Genomic DNA, 23294 nt, shown 5'->3' on the forward strand with positions numbered 1-23294 from the left:
TGTTGATTTATATCACATGCCCACCACGCAACGGCTTTCCCTACAATGGCTAGTCAAGGTTTAGATTGGCTATATAAAAAGTGAATAGCCGTGATTTAAATTGCGTGACACTTTTTATATTTTTTGCCGCTACCGCAAGGGCATTCATCATTACGGCCAATTTTAATATCAGCAACGGGCGTTATTTCACCATCAAGGTAACGCCATAGTCCATCTTCTTTAATAAAACGCGATTTCTCGTGTAACTCACAATACAAGTTTTGGTAAAAGTAATTTGCTTTAAATTCTACAAAACCTTCTTGCTCGTTATATTCAGTATCTAAAACGCTTAGCTTGGTAAAACGACAGCTATTAGCAAAATCTTTGATTTCGCTAACAGGGTTAGCGGTTTGTTGGCTTTGTGCGTATGTTGTAAAGACATATTTTGCATCTTTTAAGGCATAAGCACTAAAGCGAGAACGCATAAGTTGTTCCGGCGTTTGCGCTTGGCTATCGCCTGCGTGCAAAGATTGGCAGCAAAGCGAGAAATCTTGTTTGCTGCCACAAGGACAAAGGGAGTGTGTGAGTGATGTCATAACAACTTACCTAAAACAATAAATTGCTATTTTAGCAAGCCTATTGTGGCTGCGGTACTAAATTGTTTAATGGGTTGCTTTTGGTGAAGCAGTAAAACTTTGCAGATGCGTGTTCTAAATTAAGAGTCATAGAATCTAGTTGATTGTTGCTGACAATATCTGTCCAGGTGATCACTGCGGCAAAGTTACCGTTGTGCAGCGCCGAACTTAACACATATTCAAGATTCACAAGGTGCTTTTGTCTGATCACTAACAGTTTACTGGTGTCGATTGAACATGAATCGAGTAATGCTTTACTTGGCACATGATCAGGTGCAATTAACAATGTCCACGCACTTTGACTGTTATAGTGATGTAATACCTTTAATAGCTCAAATGTTGCTGAAATTTCGTCTTCAATTTGAATTAAATTAACCGACGCTTTGTCGTTATCTTGTTGATAGCTTTTAACGGTTCTTAAGGTAATTGGCTGTAACATAACTTTCACTCACTGGTTGTTTATACAGTATGTGTATACAGTAGTTTATACAGTGTTTTTGCGCAAGTGTTTTTTTGCTATTTTTTTAACCAATTATTCAGCTTTTAATAATTTTAAAAAATTAAATCTTTAAAAACAATTGGTTATTTTGTTTCTTTGCAGTGTGATATTTTGTGAAAAATGGATGAAATAATATATATAGTGTTTTATATCGAAGTTTATACAGTAGTTTGTATGCAGGATATTTGAGGTTTATACAGGTGTTTTGATAAAGAAGCCGGTGTACACCGGCTTCTAAAATTTAGTTTTTCAAGTACGTATTTAAAAACTCAAGGTACGCGTTTGATGCTTTGATACGGTTTTCTTTTTTAGTAAAACCATGACCTTCGTCATCGAACAACACGTATTCTACGGGGACACCATTCGCTTTTACTGCGGCAACAAGCTCATCACTCTCAACTTGCAATACACGAGGGTCGTTTGCACCTTGAATAACCATCAGTGGTTTCGTAATGTTTTTAGCATGGAAGAGGGGAGATATCGCTCGATGGCGTTCGCCATCAGTTGCAGGGTCACCCATTTCATCGTACAGCGCTTTTTTAAAGCTTTCCCACCAAGGTGGTATAGAGTTTAATGTTCTTACCCAGTTAGTTACACCAAAAATATTAATACCCACTTTAAATTCTTCAGGCTCGAAAGCCAGCGCCGCTGCCGTCATAAAGCCACCGTAACTGCCACCCATAATGCCAATTTTATCAGCATCAACCCAGTCTAAGCTCTGTAAGTGTTTTTTCCCGTAGACAATATCTTGCAAATCGTCTGTGCCATGCTTTTTATCATCTAAATGGAAAAAAGTTTTACCATAGCCAGAGCTACCGCGATTGTTTACAGCAAATATAGCATAGCCATGATTAACTAAATGCTGCTGCATTGCGCTGTAACCTGTGCGGCTCTGGCCGCCCGGACCCCCATGCACCCACACTAGAGCAGGCACTTTATTATTACTATTAGCCTGTTTGGGCTTATATAAAACGCCAGGGATTTCTAAACCGTCAAAGCTTTTAAAACGCACAATCGTGCTTTCAACGAGATCATTTTGATCAATTGCATCGCTTAAAGTATGGGTCAGTTTTTTTGCTTTCGTTTCGCCTAATTGCCAAACAAATAAGTTACTTGGCGAGGTATCTGAATTTAGGTAAAACGCCATGCTCTTTTCATCAGCTGAAAAGCTTACACCACGTAAATTGCCCGGGGGCAAGGCAGGCATATCGATTTGTTTATTGGTTTTTGTGTCAATGATTGTCACTTTAGTACTGGCATCAGCATTAACCCCACTTACTTGGTAACGCCCTGATTTTGAGAAGTAAATAAAGCTGACATCCCAGTCATCTTTTAGGGCGGGGCTGTGCTCACCTGTCGTTAAGTCATAGCGCCAAACCTGTGAAAATTCACCTTTTGCATCGGTCGAGTAATACAGAGACTTGCTGTCTTTTGAGAATGTTTCAGGGCCATATTGCGCTTCATTATCATGACGAGTGATTAGCTCAGGTTTGAGCGTTTTTTTCATTGTATCGAGAATGAACACATCACTGTCTTTATTAGAGTTATTTTTTGATAAGGCAATAAAGCGGCCATCAGGGCTAATCGCCCCGACATCTAGACCAAGAGTATTTTGATAAACAGGTGTTATTTCATAGCGTGAACTGTCTACGCGATATAAATCCATAAACTTAGGATCGCGTTGATTACTCGTTATAAAAAAGTGTTTGCCATCGTCTGTAAAGCCCGCAAAGCTGGCACGAGTTTCATTGCCAGGAGTTAGGTCTTTGACAGTGCCGTCTGTCTCACGTACATAAATATGATAGCGCTCGTTCCCGCCTGAGTCCTTGGTAAATAATACGCGCTCATCATTTGGAAAATAGCGAACAGCATAGGTGCTGTCTTCAAAGTTTGTTAAACGTGTTTTGTTCGCTGTTTTAATATCAATTTCATAGAGGCTATAGATGCCGCTTTCATCACTGCTAACAAGGATTTTGTCACCTTTAGGTGAAAAGCTGCTGCCCATAATTGAAGTGGTATCAAAAAATGTTTCAGCGTCATACTGTTTAATAGTGTGTTCTTGTTGCTGACTAATTTCGCTGGTGGTCGTTTGGTTTGATTGTGAACATCCTGCTAATGCAAGGCTTAATGCACACGCAATGGCTGCTAGTTGAAAACTCGGTTTCATTTTAATTATTCCTTATTATTTTTCCGTTATTGAGTCTTACTTGTTCAATATATAAACGCAAGTTTTGCAGCTAAATAATTGTTACAAAGCATGTAACTTTTTAGGGACATTGCTGTGTTACAATTTAAATTTCGCAAAGGAATGGCAATGATAGAAATAAAAAATCTCAATAAGCGTTTTGCTACAGCAACCGTGTTCGAAAATTATAATAAGCAATTTAACAGTAAGAAAATGTGCTTACAGGCGAGCAATGGGAGTGGCAAAACCACGTTACTGATGATAATTGCTGGCCTTGAAAAACCACAGTCGGGGCAAATAATGTATGCTAATAAACAGCATAGTTCACCACAAAAGTATGTGGCTATTGCCAGCGATCGCATTTGTTTACCTGATTTTTTAACGGCTCAGCAAATTATTCAACTGACCTGTAAAGCCTTAAATGTGCCTGCGCCAATTGACCTTATTAACGGATTTAAGTTCAGCGAACACTTACACACCCGTTTTAGTGCATTATCGACAGGCAATCAAAAAAAATGCCAGCTTATAATCACGTTTATGAAGCGGGCGCCTTATTTGCTTTTAGATGAGCCGAGTGCAGCACTTGACCAAGCAAGTATCCATTATTTACTCAATTTGCTTGATAACTATTTAAGTGATAAACCCGATGGGCAAATCATTTTAACCAGCCACGAGCCAGATGTGTTTTTACACCAAGGCTTTGAGTGTACGTCATTATGATAGAGAGCTTGTCACGTTATAATGCATTAATGAGCTACCGCTATTTAGCATATACAACTGCACTTAAGAACTTACTGGCGCAGCTTAAAAACTTTGGTTTGTTGTTTGCGTTAGTGCTTGGGCCTGCGGTTTTAGGCATCGCGCTATTGTTATTTTTGGGGCTGGGTAAAATTGTAGACAGCCATGAACATGCCCGTTTTAGCGCCCAGTTAGCTTTGCTCTATCTGGCACTGCAAGCCGTTATGTTATGGGCTGTTGCTCCTGCTATAACAAACTCAGAAAATAGAGCCTTTCAAGCACATATCTTTAAGCCTGCTTGGCTAATTTTAATCGACTGTAAGCTTTTACTACTCAGTAATGTGTGGTTAATGGCAAGCTTATTGATAGCCGTTGACCTTCGTCTTCAGCAATGGTTGCAGGTTCCTCATTTTATTCTATTTATGCTGTTGCAGTGGCTGTGCGGTTTAATGGTAATTTATAGACCTTATTCGCTATTTTATGGTTTTTTAGCGTGTAGTATTCTGGTTCTTTTACCGTTTAGTTTAGATTCCTTACACTACCATAGCGGCTTTTTAATTGGTTTTATGGGGAGTTTATTTTTTCCTAACATGAACCTCAGTCACAAACGTGTGGTTAGTTCACTCACTTCATTTTGGATTAGTTACTTTTTGGAGCACAGCTGGAGTGTAATTTGGCGAAGTGCTTTGTTTACTGCAAGCCTATTAGCCGCAGTGCAACTAGTTGAAATTCGTAGCGACTTTAATCATGCGATACAGGTTATGGTGTTGGCAAACTGTGTATTACTAAGTAGTTCATTACAGTTTGATTGCTTTGCAGTGCTTCAAAAATACCGAATGTTTTTTCAAACAAATGGTCAGTACAGACGGTTTTATTTAAGTCATTTTATACCCAGTTTACTGTTTTATGGTGCAGCGACATTGGCGGCAATGCTTTTGTTAAATGTTTTACAATGGCCGCTGGTCGCTTTGGCTGCTGTGTGGTGCTTTTTACAGCAGCTTTTAGCGCAAAAAAAACCAGCGCATTTTGCGCTGGTTTGGTGTGTTATAACAATTGGAATAGCGTTAATTGCTTAAGCTGCATCAGCTTTGCTGTTATTTCCGCTACGTGCAGCTTTACCTGCAACGAGGTCAGCTGGGTCAAAATCGTCTACGTTAATTACATCGAGACGAGCTTTTTCAACAGCAGCTAATTTATCAGCTTCGGCTTGGCTTAAAATGCCTGCTTCAAGGCCCATTTGTGCCACTTTATCAAGTTGGAAGAAAGGCAGTTTTACACCTTTTTCGCGGCATACTTTATCAAATAATGGTTCAACTTCTAGTACGTCTTTAAGCGTTTGCTCTTGACGGCCCACTAAGTTAAGTGGCTCATTTTTAAGGTATACATAACTTGCTAAACGGTTACGTGTTTCGCTAGGTACTTGTAATAAGTGTGCGAGTTTGTGCTCAAGCTTATCTGTTGGCTTGCGTACTGGGCGACCAAATGGGAATAACATGATTTTAAGCATCGCACGAAGCGCAGCAGACGGCATGTTATTAATTAAGTCAGCCAGTGCACGTTGGCAGTGATAAAGGTGATCTTGGCAGCTCCATTGAACAAGCGCAAAATCTTCTTTTTTACGGCCTTCGTCGTTGTAACGTTTAAGTGTTGCAGACACTAGGTATAAGTAGCTTAGTAAGTCACCTAAACGTGCTGAGATACGCTCTTTACGTTTTAATGAGCCACCAAACACAGCCATGCTGATGTCAGACATTAATGCAAGTGAAGCACTAAAACGTGACGCTACGCGGTAAAACTCTGCGGTTTCATCTTTGTACGGCGTACTTGTAAAGCGCGCACCGGTGAATGCTAACCACTTAGTACGTACTAGGTTCGAAATGGTAAAACCAATATGACCCATAAGTGCTTTGTCGAATACTGCAAGTGCTTCTTCGCGGTCTTCAATCGAGCATGCACCTAGTTCAGTAAGTACGAACGGATGACAACGAATTGCACCTTGACCATAAATGATCATGTTACGCGTAAGAATGTTTGCACCTTCAACTGTTATTGCAATTGGCGCACCTTGGTAACCACGGCCTAAATAATTGTTTGGACCAAGCATAATGCCTTTACCACCGTGAACATCCATGCCGTGAATGGTTGCTTCACGCATTTGTTCTGTTAAGTGGTATTTAATGATAGCTGATACCACTGACGGCTTTTCACCAAGGTCAACGGCACCGGTCGACATGCTGACTGCGGCATCAGAGCTGTAGGCATAACCTGCAAGTTTTGCGAGTGACTCTTCAACCCCTTCCATTTGACCGATAGGTAAACGGAATTGACGACGAATGCGGCTGTATGAACCAGTAGCAAGTGCGATGGTTTTAATTCCACCCGTTGAATTAGACGGCAAGGTGATTGCGCGGCCTACCGATAAGCATTCAACCAACATACGCCAGCCTTGGCCAGCCATTTTAGGGCCACCAATGATGTAATCTAGTGGAACGAAAATATCTTTACCGCGAGTAGGACCATTTTGGAATGGAACATTTAGCGGGAAGTGACGACGACCAATTTCAACCCCAGGGGTGTCTGTTGGGATGAGCGCACAAGTAATACCTGGCTCTTTGTCATCACCTAATAAACCGTCTGGATCTTGTAATTTAAAAGCAAGACCAAGCACTGTCGCAACAGGTGCAAGGGTAATGTAACGTTTATTCCATGTTAGGCTAATACCTACCACTTCTTCACCATTCCACTGACCTTTACATACGACACCGTAATCAGGAATAGCACTCGCGTCTGAACCGGCTTCAGGTGAGGTTAGGGCGAAACATGGAATTTCTTGACCACTTGCTAAGCGTGGTAAGTAATGATCTTTTTGCTCTTTAGTACCATAGTGCTGAAGCAGCTCACCTGGACCTAACGAGTTAGGCACACCAACAATTGAAGAAAGTAGTGTTGATTTACTCGTAAGCTTTTGCAGTACGCATGATTGTGCAAACGCAGAAAACTCTAAACCGCCGTATTCTTTTTTGATGATCATGGCAAAGAATTTATTATCTTTTAGATATTGCCAAACATCTTGTGGTAAATCGGTTAATTCATGAGTTGCGTGCCAATCATCAAGCATGCCACATACTTCTTCAACAGGACCATCAATAAAGGCTTGCTCTTCAATGGTTAGTTTGGGTACTGGGTATTGATGTAATTTATTCCAGTCAGGACGGCCGCAGAATAGATCCGCTTCCCACCATGTTGTACCGGCATCGATTGCTGATTTTTCTGTATCCGACATTGTCGGAGTTACTTTTTTAAATGCAGCAAAAATAGGCTTGATAATGTATTGTTGACGAATGCTAGTCACAGAAAGTGGCACAGCAATTAATAAGAATAGTAGCCAACTAATTGCGCCAAACGCGCCAGCAAAAGTGCCAACAAGTAAGGTCGCAATGGCAATACCTAAGCAGGTATTCCAGCTTGCTCTGTGGTAACTCGCAATACTAAGCAGCACGAGTAAACCAAGTAAAAATAAGAGAGTCATTGATTATTCCTTAATAGAGGTCAGACCACCTCTCTTAGAGTAGCGCTAGAAACGCTAATTATCAAGAGGGGGACACGGATAAAACTAATTTTACCTGTTCATTTTTTTACAGTGTAAACCATGATGAGCAGACAACCAGATTGGCATTCGGGTTTATTATTGCGATTTAATAAATAATAATGTTGATAAAAGTAAAAATTTAGCGTGTTCAACCAGATAGTTAATAAAATACAAATAGGGTAGTTGCTAATAGTGTCGCTATGTTTAACAATAACTGCTGGCACAGCTTCGCTATTAATGCCATTCCTTCATTTAGTTTTATAGGTAAAGAGTTCTATGTGTGAGTTGCTTGGCATGTCTGCCAATGTACCAACGGATATTTGTTTTAGTTTTTCAGGCTTATTAGAACGTGGCGGTAACACCGGACCACATAAAGATGGCTGGGGCATTACTTTTTATGAAGGAAAAGGCTGCCGTACGTTTAAGGATCCTGAGCCAAGCTGCCAATCTGAGATTGCGAAGCTTGTTAAAGCGTATCCTATAAAGAGTATTTCGGTTATTAGTCATATTCGTCAGGGCAATCGTGGCCGCGTGTGTCTTGAAAATACACACCCATTCACGCGTGAATTATGGGGCCGCGAAATTACTTACGCACATAATGGTCAGTTGTCTAATTATCATGACTTAAAGCCTGATTACTATCGGCCAGTTGGCAACACCGACAGTGAATTGGCTTTTTGCTGGCTACTCGATAAAATTCGTGAAAAGTACCCTAAGCGCCCATCCAACATGGCGTCGGTTTTCCGTTATGCCGCAAAACTCGCCCATACTCTGCGAGAAAAGGGGGTGTTTAATATGCTATTAACGGATGGCGTGTATGTGTTGGCTTATTGTACTAATAATCTGCATTGGATCACCCGTCGTGCGCCGTTTGGCAAAGCCACATTAATTGATGCTGATATGGTGGTTGATTTTCAAAAAGAAACCACACCGAATGATGTGGTTACTGTCATTGCAACCCGACCACTTACCCACGATGAGCGCTGGCAAAAAATGGAACCAGGTGAGTTCGTGCTATTTAAAATGGGCGAGAAAATATAACGATAACATCGAAGCGCTTTTACGGCGCTTCGTTACTCATTTCTTGCTTAACCGCAGTCGGCGTACTCACAGGTGCTGTTACTGTGAATGAGTTAAGTTGTACTTCAAACTGTTCCACGCCTTTTTCGCCTTTCCACATACGCACTAACATGTAATCCATTTCGGGAGCAAACCAAGCAAGGGCTTGACGTTTATCGTTATCGTATAAGCGTTTTACTTTAATGGCTTCAATATTGCCGATTGGTAAAGAAATCATTTCGGTGCCAATGACTTCAAAGTCGTAGCTACGCAGATTTCCTTTTTTATCTACTAATGGGTATGAAAGCTGGGTTTTACCTTGCTTTAACTCTTCGCGCACTTGAACTTGGTACGACAGAGAGTCTTGAAAATCATCTGACCAATCAAATTTTAGCGGGTATTTACTTTGATTACTGTTCACTTGCTTTTGTGCAGCATCAAATTTTAATGTGTACTCTTTATCAGGTCCTGTACCAGAGCGCTCCATTGTGTAGCTTAAAGGCGATACTTTTTGATCTTGATAGGTAAATTTTGAAGTTTCTTTTCGTGAATCAGAAAATATCATCCATTCGATTTCACTATGATAAGTTAGCACATAGCTATCGTTGGCTGTTTTTTTAAGTTCGCGTACTGCTTTACCATGGGTTTCACCTTTACGAAGTACATCGTATTTGGCTTGGTATTGAGTGAGATCGCCAGCTAAAACACTGGTAGGAAGTAATAAAGTGCCCACACACGCGAGTAGGGCACTTCGATTTTTATTCTGGGTAGTGCGCGCCGTGTGCAGGAAGTTGTTTTTCGTCAAAAACTGCATAATCTGCTTCCATCTTGAGTCGTTGTTCACTGAACCACTTGACCACCAAAGGATAGATTATATGTTCTTGCTGATGAACACGTTGTGCGAGTGTTTCTGCGGTATCGTTTTCGAGTACCGGCACTTTGGCTTGAAGCACAACGGGACCACCGTCTAGCTCTTCTGTCACAAAGTGAACACTAACGCCATGAACATCATCTTTTGCATCTATCGCTCGTTGGTGGGTATTCAGCCCTTGGTACTTAGGCAACAAAGAAGGATGAATGTTCAACATTTTTCCTTTAAATTTTTGCACTAAGTTAGGTGTTAGAATACGCATAAAACCAGCTAATACAACCAGATTTGGTTCAAAACTGTCAATAATGTCCATTAACTCTGCATCATAGGCCTCGCGTGAGTCAAAGTCTTTATGGCTAAGTACACGTGTTTGTATACCTGCATTCTTTGCTCGTTCAAGGCCATAGGCGTCGGCTTTATTACTAATTACAGCGGCGATATCGGCGTTAATTTCACCACGTCCACAGGCATCAATGATGGCCTGAAGATTCGAACCACTACCAGAAATTAATACAACAAGACGACAAGGGGCCATTAATCACGGCCACCTAAAATTTCAACTTGCTCTTCGCCAGCTTTTGCATCTTGGATTTCACCGATATGCCATGCATTTTCGCCAAGATCTTTTAGAATCGCTAGGCTTTGCTCAAGTTTATCGGCTGGAACAACTAATACCATGCCAACACCACAGTTAAATGTACGGTACATTTCGTGAGTTGTGATGTTGCCATTTTCTTGTAACCAGTTGAAAATTACAGGCCATTCCCAGCTGTCACCTTTGATCACTGCTTTTGCAGATTCAGGTAAAACACGTGGGATATTTTCCCAGAAACCACCGCCTGTGATGTGCGATAACGCGTGAACGTCAACCTGCTTAAATAACTCAAGAAGTTGTTTAACGTAGATGCGAGTTGGCTCTAAAAGGTGATCGCCCAGTGTTTTGCCGTCTAGGTCAGCGCTTGTGTCAGCACCTGATACTTCAAGTACTTTACGAATTAATGAGAAGCCGTTTGAATGAGGACCACTTGATGCTAGAGCGATTAATTGGTCGCCAGCAGCCACTTTAGTGCCATCGATAATTTTTGACTTTTCTACAACACCGGTGCAGAAACCAGCCATATCGTAGTCTTCACCTTCATACATACCTGGCATTTCAGCAGTCTCACCGCCGATTAACGCACAGCCAGAAAGCTCACAGCCTTTACCGATACCTGTTACAACATCGGCTGCAGTGTCGACGTCTAATTTACCCGTTGCATAGTAATCAAGGAAAAATAGTGGCTCAGCACCTTGTACAATAAGGTCGTTTACACACATAGCAACAAGGTCGATACCCACTGTATCGTGCTTTTTAAGATCGATTGCTAAACGTAGTTTTGTACCAACACCGTCTGTGCCAGCAACCAGGACAGGCTCTTTATAGCCAGTTGGTAGTTCGCAAAGTGCGCCAAAACCACCGATACCGCCCATTACTTCAGGACGTTTGGTTTTTTTAACGACGCCTTTAATACGCTCAACAAGTGCATTACCGGCATCGATATCTACGCCCGCGTCTTTATAGCTAAGAGACTGTTTTTGTTCGCTCACAGGTTTTCCTCAAAAAAGTTGCATGTGGGTTGCTTAGAAACGCGCGTATTTTACAACAATTGCACTGGCGCGGCTAGTTGAAAAATCACTTTAACCGACTTGACAAGGACAGTTGTCCGCAAAATGAGAATGAAGGTGTAAAGATAGAGGCGCCAGTGTGTTCTGGCGCCTAAATAAAGAGGGGTAAAATAGGTTAGGCTTTCGCCGTTAAAATAGCCCGCAGAGGAGCAGGGTAGCCCTCAATCGTTTTGCTGGTGTCGGTGGGGTCTAAAAAGTCAACCAGTGACTCGTTTTCCATCCACTGGGTTTTGCGTTGTTCTTCAAGTGTGGTGATTGCACAATCTTTAACTTGGACATCTTTAAAACCAACGCGCTCCATCCACAGCTTTAATGCTGCCGTACTTGGAATAAACCACACGTTGCGCATTTTTGCGTAACGATCGGTGGGCACAAGTACCGTGTGTTCGTCACCTTCGACAACCAGCGTTTCTAACACTAATTCACCCCCAGGACGAAGCTGTGCTTTTAATTGGGCTAAAAAGTCGATAGGCGAGCGACGATGATATAACACCCCCATCGAAAACACGGTATCAAACGCTTTAAGCTCTGGCAGTGCTTCAACACCGAGTGGTAATAAGTGAACATTGTCATCTTGGTGGTAATGTTTAATCGCTTGAAACTGGCATAAAAATAGATCAGAGGGGTCAATGCCCACCACAAAGTTGGCACCTTCACCACGCATACGCCATAAGTGGTAACCAGAACCACAGCCAATATCAAGTACTGTACGGCCTTTTAATGGCTCAATATGCGGCAACAAACGATCCCATTTCCAATCGCTGCGCCATTCAGTATCAATGTCGATACCGTGTAAGCTAAATGGGCCTTTACGCCAAGGCATCATGCGTTTTAATAAATGGGTGAGCTGCTTTTGTTGACCTTCTGATAACTCATCGCCTGTGCCTATCTGTACTTTATCTTGCAGGTTTACATGATCCGTACTGATTTCTGGTAAGTTTTTTAATACCTTTTGCCATTTGGGTAAATCACCATGACTTGCTTCTTGCTCCCAATGCTTAAGTTGAGCAGGCAAGGTTTCGAGCCAATGACTGAGCGGGCTTTGTGCTATTGCAGCGTAAAATTGGTTAAACCATTGAGACATGAAATACTCTTTATATCGTTGTGCTGTTACTTGATGGCAATCATCGAGCAGAAATTAAAACATTGGTACCATACTTGGGTTTGGCTAAAGCCAATCTCAGTGAGGCGTGCTAAATGAGTACTCAAATGATCAGGGCGCATAACATTTTCAATCGCTGTGCGTTTTTGGCTGATCTCAAGTTCTGAGTAACCGTTGTGACGTTTAAAATCATGGTGTAAATCAATCAGCAAATTATTGCATTGCTCATTTTCACCTTTAATTTTTTCGCTAAGCAGCAACACGCCACCGGGCTTTAAATTAGCATAGATTTTCTCAAGCACTGCGTGGCGCTTTTCAGGCGGAATAAACTGCAGGGTAAAGTTCATTGCTACAACAGAAGCATTTTCAATGGCTAAATCGTTAATATCACCAAGGGTAACTGTAACGGGTACTTCAGAACGAAAGCCTTGTAAATGCAGTTTACAACGCTCAACCATGGCTTGTGAGTTATCTACCGCAATGATATTACAGTTATCTGTACGAATATTACGGCGCATGCTTAATGTTACAGCGCCTAACGAGCAGCCTAAATCATATAGGTTTGAGTTACTTTGTGCGTACTCACCAGCTAGTTTTCCCATGGTACTAACAATAGTGGCATAACCCGGCACCGAACGCTGGATCATATCTGGGAATACTTCAACTACATGTTGGTCAAAACTAAAGTCTTTAACCGCTTGCTCAGTGGCATAAATACTGTCTTTTTGCGTCACGTGAACAGTCTCTTTAAAAAATAATACCGCTATTTTAGCATTTTTAGCTGGATAGTCAGTGATAAATTCAGTAGCTTGGCTAGAATTATCAATAACAAGTACAAGAAAGAGAAGTTTAATGACTAAAAGCAAAGTGATCAGTACAGAAGATATCTTATCAACTCTGTGTCATTCAGTAACCGGCGTATTATCGTCAGCAAGTGGCAATAAAATTAGCTATTCGGCTATGGTACAAAAAATTACCCGTACCTGCATGCGCCCAGATATAGGTTGTTTTGTATTGTTCGATGGTGGTTTTACAGGCCTGGTGGTAACAAACTTCACGGCACAAGCGGCGATGGAAATTTACCATGATTATATGCGCAGTATGGGTATGCCAGAAGAAGAAATAGCCAATAGCCATTTATCAGACGACGTTGCCAACGTACTTGGTGAGCTGATGAACCAAATCGTGGGTGACTTTACTTCTAAAGTACGTGACCAATTGCATACGTCTATCACCCAAAACCAACCTAAGATGATGGCAATCAACAAGCAAGTACAGATTTCGGTTGATACCACTATGGATAGACCACAAGCACGCCGCGTGACATTCACTACATCGAAGCAAAATATCTTCTATCTTGAGCTTGCGATGGATAAAACTGAGTTTATCAAGCTTCATGACTTTGATATTTCAGAAGCGGTTGACCCTGATGACATCATTGAAAACGAAGCAAAACAAAAAGCTGAAAAGCAAAAAGCAGCATCACAAGCAGACGATGCCGATGATGATTTTATGGCTGAATTAGGGTTGTAACTCAACGACTTGGGCTTTCAGCTGTTAGATAAAACAGAGGCGCGGTTTAGACCGCGCTTTTTTGTGCTTTAAAGCAATTGATAACATCTTTAGCAGGGATCCCAATTAACGTAATAGTCTCATCGTCTATCTTTTGAATTTTTGATTTAACTGTCACTGAAGGCCCTCGAGTAAAGCTTTTCACAGATTCTGGTGAAAAGATATTTAGCTCATCTTTGATTAAATCTGTTTTATGGGTTTTAGAATCAAAGCTGATCATGATATCACCCTCAAAATCCATTTTTTCTGACGATTCAACAGAGATAATAGAGGCCAAATCAGGGTTTTGCTTAAAATAAATTTTAAAAAAGCTTTTTGCGTATGAGTTTAAATTTTTAATTGAAGTAGTTATGTGGCTATCAACTTCAAGTATTGCATCGTTTTCTAATACTGATTTCATCTTGCAAGTCCATTCACCATTTAGAAAGTTATAATCTTCAAAAGCATTCGCAGTTGTACACTTAAAAAGTAATAAAAGTATTATCAAGACTCTATATAACATTTCATTTGTTCCTTTTAGAAAAAATACTCGATGCTCGTTAACTTTATCTAAATATCTTACAGCTTTGAACTAAAAGCTCGTTTTAAAGCCTACATTCATCTAATTTATGCTTTACTCACAAAGCCTAAAAAGGATTTGATGACTGCATGAATTACTTAAAAAACGTTATAACTAAATTTGTTTTCATGATGCAGAAGCGGCCGGGGTTGATGGCGGTGTTAGCGTTTTGCAGTGGTGTGGCAAGCTATGTATTTGTTGAGCGAAAAGAATCGTTTTCGCAACTTATCTCTATTTTGTTATTAGTCACTTGGTTGTGGTTGTTAATAGATAACTGGCTAAGAGATAAAGTAGAGGAGCGTTTTGGTGTGGCGGTGTCGCCCAACGTGATGCGCTTTGCGCTGCAAGTTGTGCAGCAAGAAAGCCTGTTTTTTGCTTTACCATTTTTCTTAGCGGTGACAACCTGGGATCATGGTCAGGCTGCGTTTACCGCCTTAATCATTCTTTGTGCGTTCGTTTCTGTTGTTGATCCCCTCTATTACAAAAAGCTCGCAAGGCACAGTGTCTGGTTTAGTGTGTTTCATAGCTTTTCTTTGTTTGTCGTGTTGTCGGTTACCTTACCTATTTTATTAAAATTAACGACCAGTCAAAGTTTTGAAATTGCGCTGATCACGGCTGTTATTTTAACAATTCCAAGTCTTGGCAATTTGATGCCGAATGCAAAATGGTGGCGTTTCCCGCTGTTGGTGCTATTGCTTTGCGCTTTAAGTGCCGGGCTTTGGCAATTACGTAGCTTTGTGCCGCCTGCGGCACTGCGTTTAACCGATATGAGCGTGTCGTATCAGCTTGATGAACAAGCCCGTAAACCAATAGAGCCTATCCAAAAGTTAACCGAGTATGATTTACATCAAAAAGGTCTATACAGCTTTAGCGCAGTTAAAGCCCCAAGAGGTTTAAATGAAAAAGTCTTCCATGTTTGGGTGCATAATCGTAAAGAAGTTGAACGCATAGCCCTGGATATTTCCGGCGGTCGTAAAGAAGGCTATAGAGCATGGAGCCACAAAACGAATTTCCCTGCTAATCCCGCAGGAAAATGGGTCGTTAAAGTGGTTACCGAATCAGGGCAGCTGATAGGGCAAAGAAGGTTTGAGGTTACTGAAGTTTAGCAGATAGCTTCAGTACGGATTTTTCCCTTCACCTACCAACACACTGAATATTCTTAAATCAAGCTCGAGTTGATGGTATTGCGGCGCCATGTGGCAACAGAGTTGATAAAACGCTTTGTTATGATCTTTTTCTTTAAAATGTGCAAGTTCGTGAACAACCAATGCTTTTAATAACGGCTCTGGTGCGCATAGTAAGTCGCTGTTAATGGCTAGGTCGTGCTTACGCGTTTTGCCTTGCATACGAAAAGTATGCGTACCTAACGCATTGGTGACCATATCGCCTTGTTTTTTAAACGCGGCACGACCAAAAGGCAGGGCGTTTTTAAGGTAACGTTTTTTAAGCTCGGTTGCATAATTGTATAAGGCTTTATCACTGGTGATGTTATGCGCGTCAGGGTATTTACCTTTTAAATACTGTGCGGCTTTGTCATTACTAAAAAGCTGTAATACTTGGTCAACGATATGGGGCGGGTAACCTTGAAAATAACGGCTGTAGTCTTTCATATGCACTCTGAAATTAAAATAAACTGCTTTGGCTGGCTTCTCGCTCACCTGTAAAAGGCGCGAGTACCGGGTGATTATAACCTAAATCTTGGCAAAATTGCCTCGCCAATAGTGGCGATTCGCGGTTATCGGCGGTATGAAAAAACACATACGGTGATTTACCTTCCTCAAGCCATTGTTTTATTTTTTTAAGCCAAGGTTGGTAATACGATTTGTATTCATGGTTAAGGCTTGCAATCACAAAGCGCAGCATCGGATTACTGCCCGTTGCTATAGCATGTACAGGCAAATAAGGCTTTTTCTTTTGCGCATCAATCAATGCATCTGTTTCTGCGGGCACTGCAAATAAAGCCCGTGTATCCATACTTATGCGATTAATGTTGTTTTCAATTAGTAGCTGATTAAGGCGAATTTCAGCATCACCTTTTTGAAAAAACGCGGGATGGCGTACTTCAACACCATAATTGAGGTGTTTGGGTAACTGGGCAATAAAATTAGTCAGCAGGGGCAGAGCATTAGGGCCAAAGGCACTTGGTAACTGCAACATAATTTGCCCAGTTTTGGCAAAAATAGGTTCAAACAGGGTCAGCCATGCATTTAGCTCATTGTTTATATTGGTGAGTTGTAATTCATGGCTAAAGCGTCGGTGAAATTTAAAGGTGAATTTAAAGTCGTTGGGTACAGCATCGCACCAGCGTAATAATGATTCGTGACTTGGGTCAGCATAAAAGCTGGTATTGCCCTCAACCGAATTGAAGGTGTGCGCGTACTCGTTGAGCATGTCGGCACTTTTACAGTGACTAGAGAGTAAATTTCCTTTCCATGCGGTGCTAGACCACTGCGGACAACCTAAGTACAGCATTAAATCAACCAATAAATTTAAACTGCGCGTAGTGTAACAAAAGAAATGAATGCTCAGAAGTCAGTGCGCATATTTAGGCTTCTTGGCGCACTGCTGGTACTCGCATTTTGAGATGGTTTGGGTATAATGCTCAGCCTTAAATGATTACTTTGTATAGTGGCTTTTGCTCTCAAAATAGCGAACTCTTAAGAGCAGGCGGCTATAAGTCTTTAACTGACAGGAATACTATGCGCTCTATATATTGCGGACAGCTAAATAAATCTCACGTAGATCAAGAAGTTGAACTATGTGGTTGGATCAATAAACGCCGTGACCTTGGTGGACTTATTTTCGTCGATTTGCGTGACAGAGAAGGGCTCGTTCAAGTGGTATTTGATCCTGAAGTAGAAGGATTAATGGACACTGCGAATAAACTACGCCAAGAGTTTTGTGTGCAGTTAAAAGGTGTTGTTCGCGCACGCCCTGAAAGCCAAGTAAATAAAGACATGGCAACAGGTGAAGTTGAAATTTTAGGCACAAGCTTAACTATCATCAACCGTTCAGAGCCATTACCTCTTGATTTTAATCAGCAAAACTCTGAAGAGCGCCGTTTAAAATACCGTTACCTAGATTTACGTCGTCTTGAAATGAGTGACCGTATTAAACTACGTGCAAAAGCGAGCAGCTTTGTGCGTCGTTTCTTAGATGACAATGGTTTCTTAGATATCGAAACACCCGTACTTACAAAAGCAACACCAGAAGGTGCGCGTGACTACTTAGTACCAAGCCGTGTGCACAAAGGCAGCTTTTATGCATTGCCTCAGTCGCCACAGTTATTTAAACAATTACTAATGATGTCGGGTTTTGACCGTTACTATCAAATTGTTAAATGTTTCCGTGACGAAGATTTACGTGCTGACCGTCAGCCAGAATTCACACAAATCGATTTAGAAACGTCATTCATGAGCTCTAATGAAGTTCGTGCGATGACAGAAAAAATGATCCGTGAAATGTGGCAATCACTGCTTGACGTTGATTTAGGTGACTTCCCTGTCATGCCTTACAGCGAAGCAATGCGTTTATACGGTTCAGATAAGCCAGATTTACGTAACCCAATGCAACTTGTTGATGTTGCTGACTTAGTCAAAGACGTTGAATTTAAAGTTTTCTCAGGCCCTGCAAACGACGAAAAAGGCCGTGTTGCCGTGTTAACTGTACCAGGCGGTGCAGAGCTTTCTCGCAAGCAGATTGACGACTACACTAAATTCATCGGTATTTATGGGGCGAAAGGCCTTGCATGGATGAAGGTTAACGACCGTGCTGCGGGCGTTGAAGGTGTACAATCACCAATCGCTAAATTCTTAAATGAAGACGTGATTAACCAATTACTTGAGCGTACTAATGCGCAATCGGGCGATATCATTCTATTTGGTGCAGACAAACGCAACGTGGTTAACGAAGCAATGGGTGCGCTACGTCTTAAGATTGGTGTTGATTTAGGTATTACAAACCTTGATAGCTGGAAACCGCTATGGGTTGTTGACTTCCCAATGTTCGAAGAAGACGACGAAGGTACATTACATGCGGTTCACCACCCATTCACGGCTCCAAAAGAAATTTCGCCAGCAGAGCTAGAGGCAAACCCTGCCGCAGCAATCTCTGATGCATACGACATGGTATTGAATGGCTATGAAGTAGGTGGTGGCTCAGTACGTATTCACAACGCCGACATGCAAGAAACAGCGTTTAGAATCTTAGGTATTGATGCACAAGAGCAACAAGACAAGTTTGGTTTCTTACTTGACGCCCTAAAATACGGTACACCACCGCATGCAGGTCTTGCGTTTGGTCTTGACCGCTTAGTTATGCTGTTATGCGGTACTGATAACATTCGTGACGTAATTGCATTCCCTAAAACAACGCAAGCATCATGTTTATTAACAGATGCACCAAGCAAAGCCAATGCGGATTCGTTAACAGAGCTTGCGATTAATGTGGTTGCAAAAGACGCTGAGTAATTCTTAATAAACTGAATTATAAGCTTTAATGAAAGCCCTAAGGTGTACCCCTTAGGGCTTTTTTGTGTTTAAATTAATTTTTATATGGTGTATTTCAAGGAGTGGGTATGAATATAAACGCCAGCTTTATTAATTACTTAATGCTTATTTTAGTTCCGTTTTTTGCTGTAATGAGTTATTACCTCGGTAAACGTAAAACGACAACCCCTATCATTGTCGCTATTATCGGTGGTTTGTTAGGTTTAATGCCTTTATTTGGTCTGGTATTTATTGCTGTACTGGCGCTTAAAAAAGATATTGAGACGAGCGCGTGATCACAAGCCATTCGCTTTATTTTGAACACACCTTTGAAGTAAACCTAGCAGGGCAAACATTTTCGCATTGCGAATTTGAGCAATGCGAATTTATCGACTGTGACTTTAGCCACAGCCAGTTTGAAAACTGTCGGTTTATAGAATGCGAGTTTAAAAACTGTAATTTAGCGGCGCTTGGGCTCAAGTATACCTCACTTGAAGAGGTGAGCTTTAAAGCGTGTAAATTAAACAGTGTACGCTTTACAGATGTTGATTGGCCGCTGCTTGCCACCCGTGCCCCTGTGAGTTTTATTGGCTGTGAACTTAGCCATAGCAGCTTTTTTGAACTCAGTTTAAAGGCCTTAAAAATGCGCAGCTGTTTTGCTAAAGATGTTGATTTTAGGCATGCGGATTTATCATCTGCTGATTTTACTGATACTGATTTTCGTGACAGCGTGTTTCAACAAACCAACCTCAGTAAAGCTAATTTTATTGGTGCCAGCCATTTTGCTATTGATATAACCGCTAATAATATAAGTAAAGCTAAATTCGAGCGTTATGCAGCTTTGGACTTACTCGCCGGGCTCGATATAGAGCTGGTGGATTAAGTACCATTACTAATAGGATTAAGGAAAGTCATGAATTTAAGTCCCACCTCCTTGGAAGGAAAATTTATTAAATTAGTGCCATTAACACCAGCGCATCGTGATGCACTTGTAAATGCAGCCGCAGATGGCGAGTTGTGGAAATTATGGTTTACCTCTGTGCCCAATGAAGAGCGTGTTGATGATTATTTAACCATGGCATTTGAGCAACAAGCTCAGGGCCGAGCATTACCATTTGCAGTTATAGACCAGCAAAGTGGCGAGGTTATCGGCTCAAGCCGTTTTTGTAATATTGATACTAAAAACCGCCGTTTAGAAATTGGTTATACTTGGTATGCCAAGCGCTTTCAGCGCACAGCCGTCAATACCGAATGCAAAAAGTTACTGCTTAGTTATGCTTTTGAAACCCTGCATGTGATTGCTGTAGAGTTTCGTACTCATTGGCACAATTTGGCATCACGCAATGCTATTGCACGCTTAGGGGCTAAACAAGACGGTGTACTTCGAAACCACCAAGTAATGGCCGATGGGCATGTGCGTGACACGGTGGTGTTTTCAATTATTGATGGCGAGTGGCCGATGGTTAAACGCAGTTTAGAATATAAATTAGAGCAGTAGAAAGTGTTGACTCTAAGAAAAATAACTTTGTTATTAGCGTTTACGCTTTTTGGACAGCGAGCCATTGCTACTGAAACTGAGGTTTTGTTTGATACCCAACGATCGCGCCATATTTCAGTGACGATAACGCCTACCGATAGTAAATGCACCGCGCAGAAAAAGTGCCCCGTTGTTTTTATTGGCGCAGGTTACGGTATGGCGCATACAGATTATCAATTTGCGCAGCAGGTTTTTCATCAGCATGGCTATTTAACGGTTGAAGTTGCGCATGAATTAAACGGTGACCCAAGTTTAAATCCTGAGCCGCCTTACATGACGACGCGGATGGAAAATTGGCATCGCGGTGTAGAAACGCTGGTGTTTTTAGTGAATGAACTTAAAGGGCGTTATCCTGCGTATGATTTTAACCAGTTAACCTTGTTTGGGCATTCAAATGGCGGCGATATTGCAGCCTTGTATGCCGCTATTTACCCAGCGAAAGTGAGTAAAGTGATCACCCTTGATCATCGTCGTATGCTGATACCACGTAATAAAAACATTGCTGTGCTTACGCTACGCGGCAGTGACTACCCTGCAGATGACAACGTATTGCTCACACAGCAAGAGTTGGCTTTATACCCTGTTACACAAGTAACAATGGCAGGTTCTCGCCATAATGATATGTATGATGGTGGTCCAAAAGTACTGGTCGAGCGTATGCGCAAAGAGCTCGATGCGTTTTTATCACGCTATTAATTTTTTTTGATATTCAGTTAAAACTGGGCATCAATATCGCTGCGGAAATTAAAATAGCCCATCTCAACGAGGTTGTTATACACACCTTCTATATTTAGTGGCAGCCATTGTTGATACATTTTTAAATGGCTGTATTTCTCTAAAGTAATTTCTTTTTGTAAGGTTGTGAGTTTTTTGCCCGCTAACATGCCATCGCGAACGGCTGCATGTAAGTCTTCAATATAGTGTAAGTAAGACACCACATCATCGCGGTTGCCAGTATCAGCGTGCCCACCTATAAACACAGCAAAAGGTGGCTCATTAAGAATGGCCTTTGTGGAAGAGAGCATTCCGTTAATATCGTACCCTATGAGGTTTTTATAAGGCATGCGGCCAAGTACAATCCAATCAACAACGTAAAGTACATTAGCTGGCATAAAACGCATACTGACATTACCTCGGCCATTATTTGGCCCGTAGTAATTAAGAAGCACGTAACTATCACCTAATTCGATTTTGAGTGTATCGGTAAATGTAAGATCAGGTAGGGCTGTAGGCACTTTATTTAATTTAAGGTCATCAGCTGCAAACTGGTGAGCAACGACCGTGGTGTTTTTATCAATGAGTTCATTACCGCCCATGGCATGGTCAACATGGCTATGGCTGTACACCATGTATTTAATGTCGGCGTTAAACGTTTTCCTTATATAACTTTTTAAATATTGTGCGGCATCACTATTGAGTGGGTCAGTCACTAATGCAACCTTATCAACGATCATAAAGGCGCTGTGGTAATGGCCGGCACTAAAGCGGTATATATTGTCTTTAATATTTTCAACCTTATAGCTTGTCTGTTCTACTGCAAAGGTATATTGACCGAGTAGCATTAGTAAGCTGAAAAGTACAAGGTGAAGCCTGGCGAACATAAACAATCCTTTTACGTTGAAACGTATCTAAATAAGCACATTAAAGTGCGTTCTAGCGTGTGTATTATAGTCGATAAAGTTTAGTTGATCTGTGTCAAATTTCAGGAACTCAGCCTGTAGGGGAGGACATAAGTCCTTATATTTTTAACTGCGTTTCTCTATCCTCGCGAAGCGCTATAATGAAGAAATGCTATGCTTAGCACAGACTTCTAGAACCTTATTCACTGGAAAAGACAATGCAACATTTACCTACCGTTGATTATAAAGCGAGCGATGCGGCCGCTCAATTTGTTGAGTCACTAAGAAACACAGGTTTCGGTGTATTAAAAAATCACCCAATTCCTCAGTCATTAGTTGAATCAATCTATAAAAATTGGCAAGAATTCTTTAATTCTGAGCAAAAGCATGCGTTTTTATTCTCAAAAGAAACACAAGATGGTTATTTCCCGCCGTCTGTGTCTGAAGTTGCAAAAGGCTTTACCGTAAAAGATATTAAAGAGTACTACCACGTTTATCCTAAAGGCCGAGTGCCCGCACAATTAGAAGAAGAAATTCGTGAGTACTATCGCTTAGCCAATGAGTTTGCAGCCACACTTTTAAGCTGGGTTCAAGCTGAAGCACCAGAAGACGTGCGTGCTAAGTTTTCTATCGATCTTAAAGATATGATTGCAGACTCTGAGCAAACACTTCTACGTATTTTACATTACCCCCCCATGACGGGTGATGAAGAGCCGGGTGCGATTCGCGCCGCAGCACATGGCGATATTAACTTATTAACGGTTTTACCAGCAGCGAACGAACCAGGTTTGCAAGTACAAACAACAGATGGCGGTTGGTTAGATGTTCCGTGTGATTTTGGTAACCTGATCATCAATATTGGTGACATGTTACAAGAAGCGTCAGGTGGTTACTTCCCATCGACTATTCACCGTGTGATCAACCCAACGGGTAAAGCGTCAACGAAATCACGCATTTCGTTACCGTTATTCCTTCACCCGCGTCCAGATGTTGTATTGTCTGAGCGCTATACTGCCGATAGTTATTTACAAGAACGTTTACGTGAGCTAGGCGTTAAGTAAAAGCAAACGACTAGAAAGAAGCGGCTCAGGCCGCTTTTTTCGTCTTTAATACACATACCAATAAATCGCCGTTATAAAATAATTCCATGCATTATTGGCTATCATAGGTATAATGCGCGCACTTCGGCAATTCAGCT

General features: G+C 41.4%; 24 protein-coding genes. 11 read left to right on the forward strand and 13 right to left on the reverse strand.

From position 1 onward, the window contains the following. Positions 1 to 95: 95 nt before the first annotated feature. The 3 genes from IT970_RS06285 to IT970_RS06295 form a co-directional block, all read right to left on the reverse strand. Positions 96 to 575, reverse strand: coding sequence for a YchJ family protein (locus IT970_RS06285; RefSeq protein ID WP_196857688.1), 480 nt, complete (start codon positions 573 to 575; stop codon positions 96 to 98). A 40-nt stretch (positions 576 to 615) separates the two neighbouring features. Continuing rightward, positions 616 to 1053 (reverse strand): SulA-like leucine-rich domain-containing protein, encoded by a 438-nt coding sequence (locus IT970_RS06290; RefSeq protein WP_036969400.1) that lies wholly within the window; start codon positions 1051 to 1053, stop codon positions 616 to 618. A 301-nt stretch (positions 1054 to 1354) separates the two neighbouring features. Further along, positions 1355 to 3280, reverse strand: a complete 1926-nt coding sequence (locus tag IT970_RS06295) for a S9 family peptidase (RefSeq protein WP_196857689.1) — start codon at positions 3278 to 3280, stop codon at positions 1355 to 1357. A 147-nt stretch (positions 3281 to 3427) separates the two neighbouring features. On the opposite strand from IT970_RS06295, the gene IT970_RS06300 reads away from it, so the two are divergent. Then, positions 3428 to 4018, forward strand: coding sequence for an ATP-binding cassette domain-containing protein (locus tag IT970_RS06300; protein ID WP_196857690.1), 591 nt, complete (start codon positions 3428 to 3430; stop codon positions 4016 to 4018). An 8-nt stretch (positions 4019 to 4026) separates the two neighbouring features. Beyond that, the gene (locus tag IT970_RS06305; RefSeq protein WP_206770814.1) at positions 4027 to 5112 is read left to right on the forward strand and encodes a DUF6136 family protein; all 1086 of its coding nucleotides are present in this window, start codon (positions 4027 to 4029) and stop codon (positions 5110 to 5112) included. On the opposite strand, the gene fadE is transcribed toward IT970_RS06305, so the two are convergent. Continuing rightward, the gene (fadE, locus tag IT970_RS06310) at positions 5109 to 7565 is read right to left on the reverse strand and encodes an acyl-CoA dehydrogenase FadE (protein ID WP_036969391.1); all 2457 of its coding nucleotides are present in this window, start codon (positions 7563 to 7565) and stop codon (positions 5109 to 5111) included. The two genes, IT970_RS06305 and fadE, sit on opposite strands and share 4 nt — an antisense overlap. Positions 7566 to 7901: 336 nt before the next feature. On the opposite strand from fadE, the gene IT970_RS06315 reads away from it, so the two are divergent. Further along, the gene (locus IT970_RS06315) at positions 7902 to 8666 is read left to right on the forward strand and encodes a class II glutamine amidotransferase (protein WP_036969389.1); all 765 of its coding nucleotides are present in this window, start codon (positions 7902 to 7904) and stop codon (positions 8664 to 8666) included. A gap of 19 nt (positions 8667 to 8685) precedes the next feature. Here IT970_RS06315 and IT970_RS06320 read toward each other — a convergent pair whose 3' ends face one another. From IT970_RS06320 to cmoA, 5 genes are all read right to left on the reverse strand, one after another. After that, complete coding sequence (locus IT970_RS06320) at positions 8686 to 9498, reverse strand: DUF3108 domain-containing protein (RefSeq protein WP_083422938.1); 813 nt, start codon at positions 9496 to 9498, stop codon at positions 8686 to 8688. Continuing rightward, positions 9443 to 10090 carry a phosphoribosylglycinamide formyltransferase gene (gene purN, locus IT970_RS06325; RefSeq protein ID WP_065979357.1) on the reverse strand — a complete coding sequence of 216 codons (648 nt, stop codon included), beginning with the start codon at positions 10088 to 10090 and terminating at the stop codon, positions 9443 to 9445. The genes IT970_RS06320 and purN overlap by 56 nt, the downstream gene beginning before the upstream one ends. Continuing rightward, complete coding sequence (gene purM, locus IT970_RS06330) at positions 10090 to 11142, reverse strand: phosphoribosylformylglycinamidine cyclo-ligase (RefSeq protein ID WP_036969381.1); 1053 nt, start codon at positions 11140 to 11142, stop codon at positions 10090 to 10092. The genes purN and purM overlap by 1 nt, the downstream gene beginning before the upstream one ends. A 193-nt stretch (positions 11143 to 11335) precedes the next feature. After that, positions 11336 to 12304, reverse strand: a complete 969-nt coding sequence (cmoB, locus tag IT970_RS06335) for a tRNA 5-methoxyuridine(34)/uridine 5-oxyacetic acid(34) synthase CmoB (protein ID WP_036969378.1) — start codon at positions 12302 to 12304, stop codon at positions 11336 to 11338. A 26-nt stretch (positions 12305 to 12330) separates the two neighbouring features. After that, positions 12331 to 13056, reverse strand: coding sequence for a carboxy-S-adenosyl-L-methionine synthase CmoA (cmoA, locus tag IT970_RS06340; protein ID WP_036971611.1), 726 nt, complete (start codon positions 13054 to 13056; stop codon positions 12331 to 12333). Positions 13057 to 13174: 118 nt separating this feature from the next. Between cmoA and IT970_RS06345 the strand changes: the two genes are divergently transcribed. Next, a complete protein-coding gene (locus IT970_RS06345; RefSeq protein ID WP_036969376.1) occupies positions 13175 to 13855 on the forward strand; it encodes a DUF3334 family protein in 681 nt (226 codons plus the stop codon). Positions 13856 to 13901: 46 nt separating this feature from the next. Here the strand turns inward: IT970_RS06345 and IT970_RS06350 are convergent, their stop codons facing one another. After that, positions 13902 to 14294 carry a hypothetical protein gene (locus IT970_RS06350; RefSeq protein WP_143474495.1) on the reverse strand — a complete coding sequence of 131 codons (393 nt, stop codon included), beginning with the start codon at positions 14292 to 14294 and terminating at the stop codon, positions 13902 to 13904. A 248-nt stretch (positions 14295 to 14542) separates the two neighbouring features. Between IT970_RS06350 and IT970_RS06355 the strand changes: the two genes are divergently transcribed. After that, positions 14543 to 15559, forward strand: coding sequence for a DUF5924 family protein (locus tag IT970_RS06355; protein WP_162898031.1), 1017 nt, complete (start codon positions 14543 to 14545; stop codon positions 15557 to 15559). A 9-nt stretch (positions 15560 to 15568) separates the two neighbouring features. Here the strand turns inward: IT970_RS06355 and IT970_RS06360 are convergent, their stop codons facing one another. After that, positions 15569 to 16063, reverse strand: coding sequence for a M48 metallopeptidase family protein (locus tag IT970_RS06360; RefSeq protein ID WP_118844190.1), 495 nt, complete (start codon positions 16061 to 16063; stop codon positions 15569 to 15571). A 13-nt stretch (positions 16064 to 16076) separates the two neighbouring features. Beyond that, the gene (locus IT970_RS06365) at positions 16077 to 16925 is read right to left on the reverse strand and encodes a DUF72 domain-containing protein (protein ID WP_118844191.1); all 849 of its coding nucleotides are present in this window, start codon (positions 16923 to 16925) and stop codon (positions 16077 to 16079) included. Positions 16926 to 17152: 227 nt separating this feature from the next. Here IT970_RS06365 and aspS point away from each other — a divergent pair, with 227 nt between their 5' ends. The 5 genes from aspS to IT970_RS06390 all read left to right on the forward strand — a co-directional run bounded on the left by aspS (position 17153) and on the right by IT970_RS06390 (position 21173). Continuing rightward, positions 17153 to 18922, forward strand: coding sequence for an aspartate--tRNA ligase (gene aspS / locus IT970_RS06370; RefSeq protein WP_036969365.1), 1770 nt, complete (start codon positions 17153 to 17155; stop codon positions 18920 to 18922). 107 nt (positions 18923 to 19029) lie between these two features. Beyond that, complete coding sequence (locus tag IT970_RS06375) at positions 19030 to 19236, forward strand: hypothetical protein (protein WP_036969362.1); 207 nt, start codon at positions 19030 to 19032, stop codon at positions 19234 to 19236. Next, positions 19233 to 19823 carry a pentapeptide repeat-containing protein gene (locus IT970_RS06380; RefSeq protein ID WP_231387321.1) on the forward strand — a complete coding sequence of 197 codons (591 nt, stop codon included), beginning with the start codon at positions 19233 to 19235 and terminating at the stop codon, positions 19821 to 19823. The genes IT970_RS06375 and IT970_RS06380 overlap by 4 nt, the downstream gene beginning before the upstream one ends. A gap of 30 nt (positions 19824 to 19853) precedes the next feature. Continuing rightward, positions 19854 to 20438 carry a GNAT family N-acetyltransferase gene (locus IT970_RS06385; RefSeq protein ID WP_036969359.1) on the forward strand — a complete coding sequence of 195 codons (585 nt, stop codon included), beginning with the start codon at positions 19854 to 19856 and terminating at the stop codon, positions 20436 to 20438. Positions 20439 to 20459: 21 nt separating this feature from the next. Next, on the forward strand, positions 20460 to 21173 hold the full coding sequence (locus IT970_RS06390; RefSeq protein WP_174403867.1) for an alpha/beta hydrolase: 714 nt from the start codon (positions 20460 to 20462) through the stop codon (positions 21171 to 21173). A gap of 17 nt (positions 21174 to 21190) precedes the next feature. Here the strand turns inward: IT970_RS06390 and IT970_RS06395 are convergent, their stop codons facing one another. Further along, positions 21191 to 22078: an MBL fold metallo-hydrolase gene (locus IT970_RS06395; RefSeq protein ID WP_196857692.1), complete on the reverse strand. Its 888-nt coding sequence runs from the start codon at positions 22076 to 22078 to the stop codon at positions 21191 to 21193. 236 nt (positions 22079 to 22314) lie between these two features. On the opposite strand from IT970_RS06395, the gene IT970_RS06400 reads away from it, so the two are divergent. Further along, positions 22315 to 23157, forward strand: coding sequence for an isopenicillin N synthase family dioxygenase (locus tag IT970_RS06400; protein WP_036969353.1), 843 nt, complete (start codon positions 22315 to 22317; stop codon positions 23155 to 23157). Positions 23158 to 23294: the final 137 nt, after the last annotated feature.

This window comes from Pseudoalteromonas sp. A41-2 (assembly GCF_015767615.1).
Lineage (GTDB): Bacteria > Pseudomonadota > Gammaproteobacteria > Enterobacterales > Alteromonadaceae > Pseudoalteromonas > Pseudoalteromonas lipolytica.

Coding starts and splice junctions, on each gene's coding strand:
- IT970_RS06300 (WP_196857690.1), top strand. CDS start 3,428: ATGATAGAAATAAAAAATCTCAATAAGCGTTTTGCTACAGCAACCGTG.
- purN (WP_065979357.1), bottom strand. CDS start 10,090: ATGGCCCCTTGTCGTCTTGTTGTATTAATTTCTGGTAGTGGTTCGAAT.
- IT970_RS06360 (WP_118844190.1), bottom strand. CDS start 16,063: ATGAAAGACTACAGCCGTTATTTTCAAGGTTACCCGCCCCATATCGTT.
- IT970_RS06395 (WP_196857692.1), bottom strand. CDS start 22,078: ATGTTCGCCAGGCTTCACCTTGTACTTTTCAGCTTACTAATGCTACTC.
- IT970_RS06315 (WP_036969389.1), top strand. CDS start 7,902: ATGTGTGAGTTGCTTGGCATGTCTGCCAATGTACCAACGGATATTTGT.
- IT970_RS06400 (WP_036969353.1), top strand. CDS start 22,315: ATGCAACATTTACCTACCGTTGATTATAAAGCGAGCGATGCGGCCGCT.
- IT970_RS06290 (WP_036969400.1), bottom strand. CDS start 1,053: ATGTTACAGCCAATTACCTTAAGAACCGTTAAAAGCTATCAACAAGAT.
- IT970_RS06365 (WP_118844191.1), bottom strand. CDS start 16,925: ATGCTGTACTTAGGTTGTCCGCAGTGGTCTAGCACCGCATGGAAAGGA.
- IT970_RS06345 (WP_036969376.1), top strand. CDS start 13,175: ATGACTAAAAGCAAAGTGATCAGTACAGAAGATATCTTATCAACTCTG.
- IT970_RS06295 (WP_196857689.1), bottom strand. CDS start 3,280: ATGAAACCGAGTTTTCAACTAGCAGCCATTGCGTGTGCATTAAGCCTT.
- IT970_RS06320 (WP_083422938.1), bottom strand. CDS start 9,498: ATGCAGTTTTTGACGAAAAACAACTTCCTGCACACGGCGCGCACTACC.
- IT970_RS06385 (WP_036969359.1), top strand. CDS start 19,854: ATGAATTTAAGTCCCACCTCCTTGGAAGGAAAATTTATTAAATTAGTG.
- IT970_RS06350 (WP_143474495.1), bottom strand. CDS start 14,294: ATGAAATCAGTATTAGAAAACGATGCAATACTTGAAGTTGATAGCCAC.
- IT970_RS06375 (WP_036969362.1), top strand. CDS start 19,030: ATGAATATAAACGCCAGCTTTATTAATTACTTAATGCTTATTTTAGTT.
- IT970_RS06355 (WP_162898031.1), top strand. CDS start 14,543: ATGAATTACTTAAAAAACGTTATAACTAAATTTGTTTTCATGATGCAG.
- aspS (WP_036969365.1), top strand. CDS start 17,153: ATGCGCTCTATATATTGCGGACAGCTAAATAAATCTCACGTAGATCAA.
- IT970_RS06285 (WP_196857688.1), bottom strand. CDS start 575: ATGACATCACTCACACACTCCCTTTGTCCTTGTGGCAGCAAACAAGAT.
- cmoB (WP_036969378.1), bottom strand. CDS start 12,304: ATGTCTCAATGGTTTAACCAATTTTACGCTGCAATAGCACAAAGCCCG.
- fadE (WP_036969391.1), bottom strand. CDS start 7,565: ATGACTCTCTTATTTTTACTTGGTTTACTCGTGCTGCTTAGTATTGCG.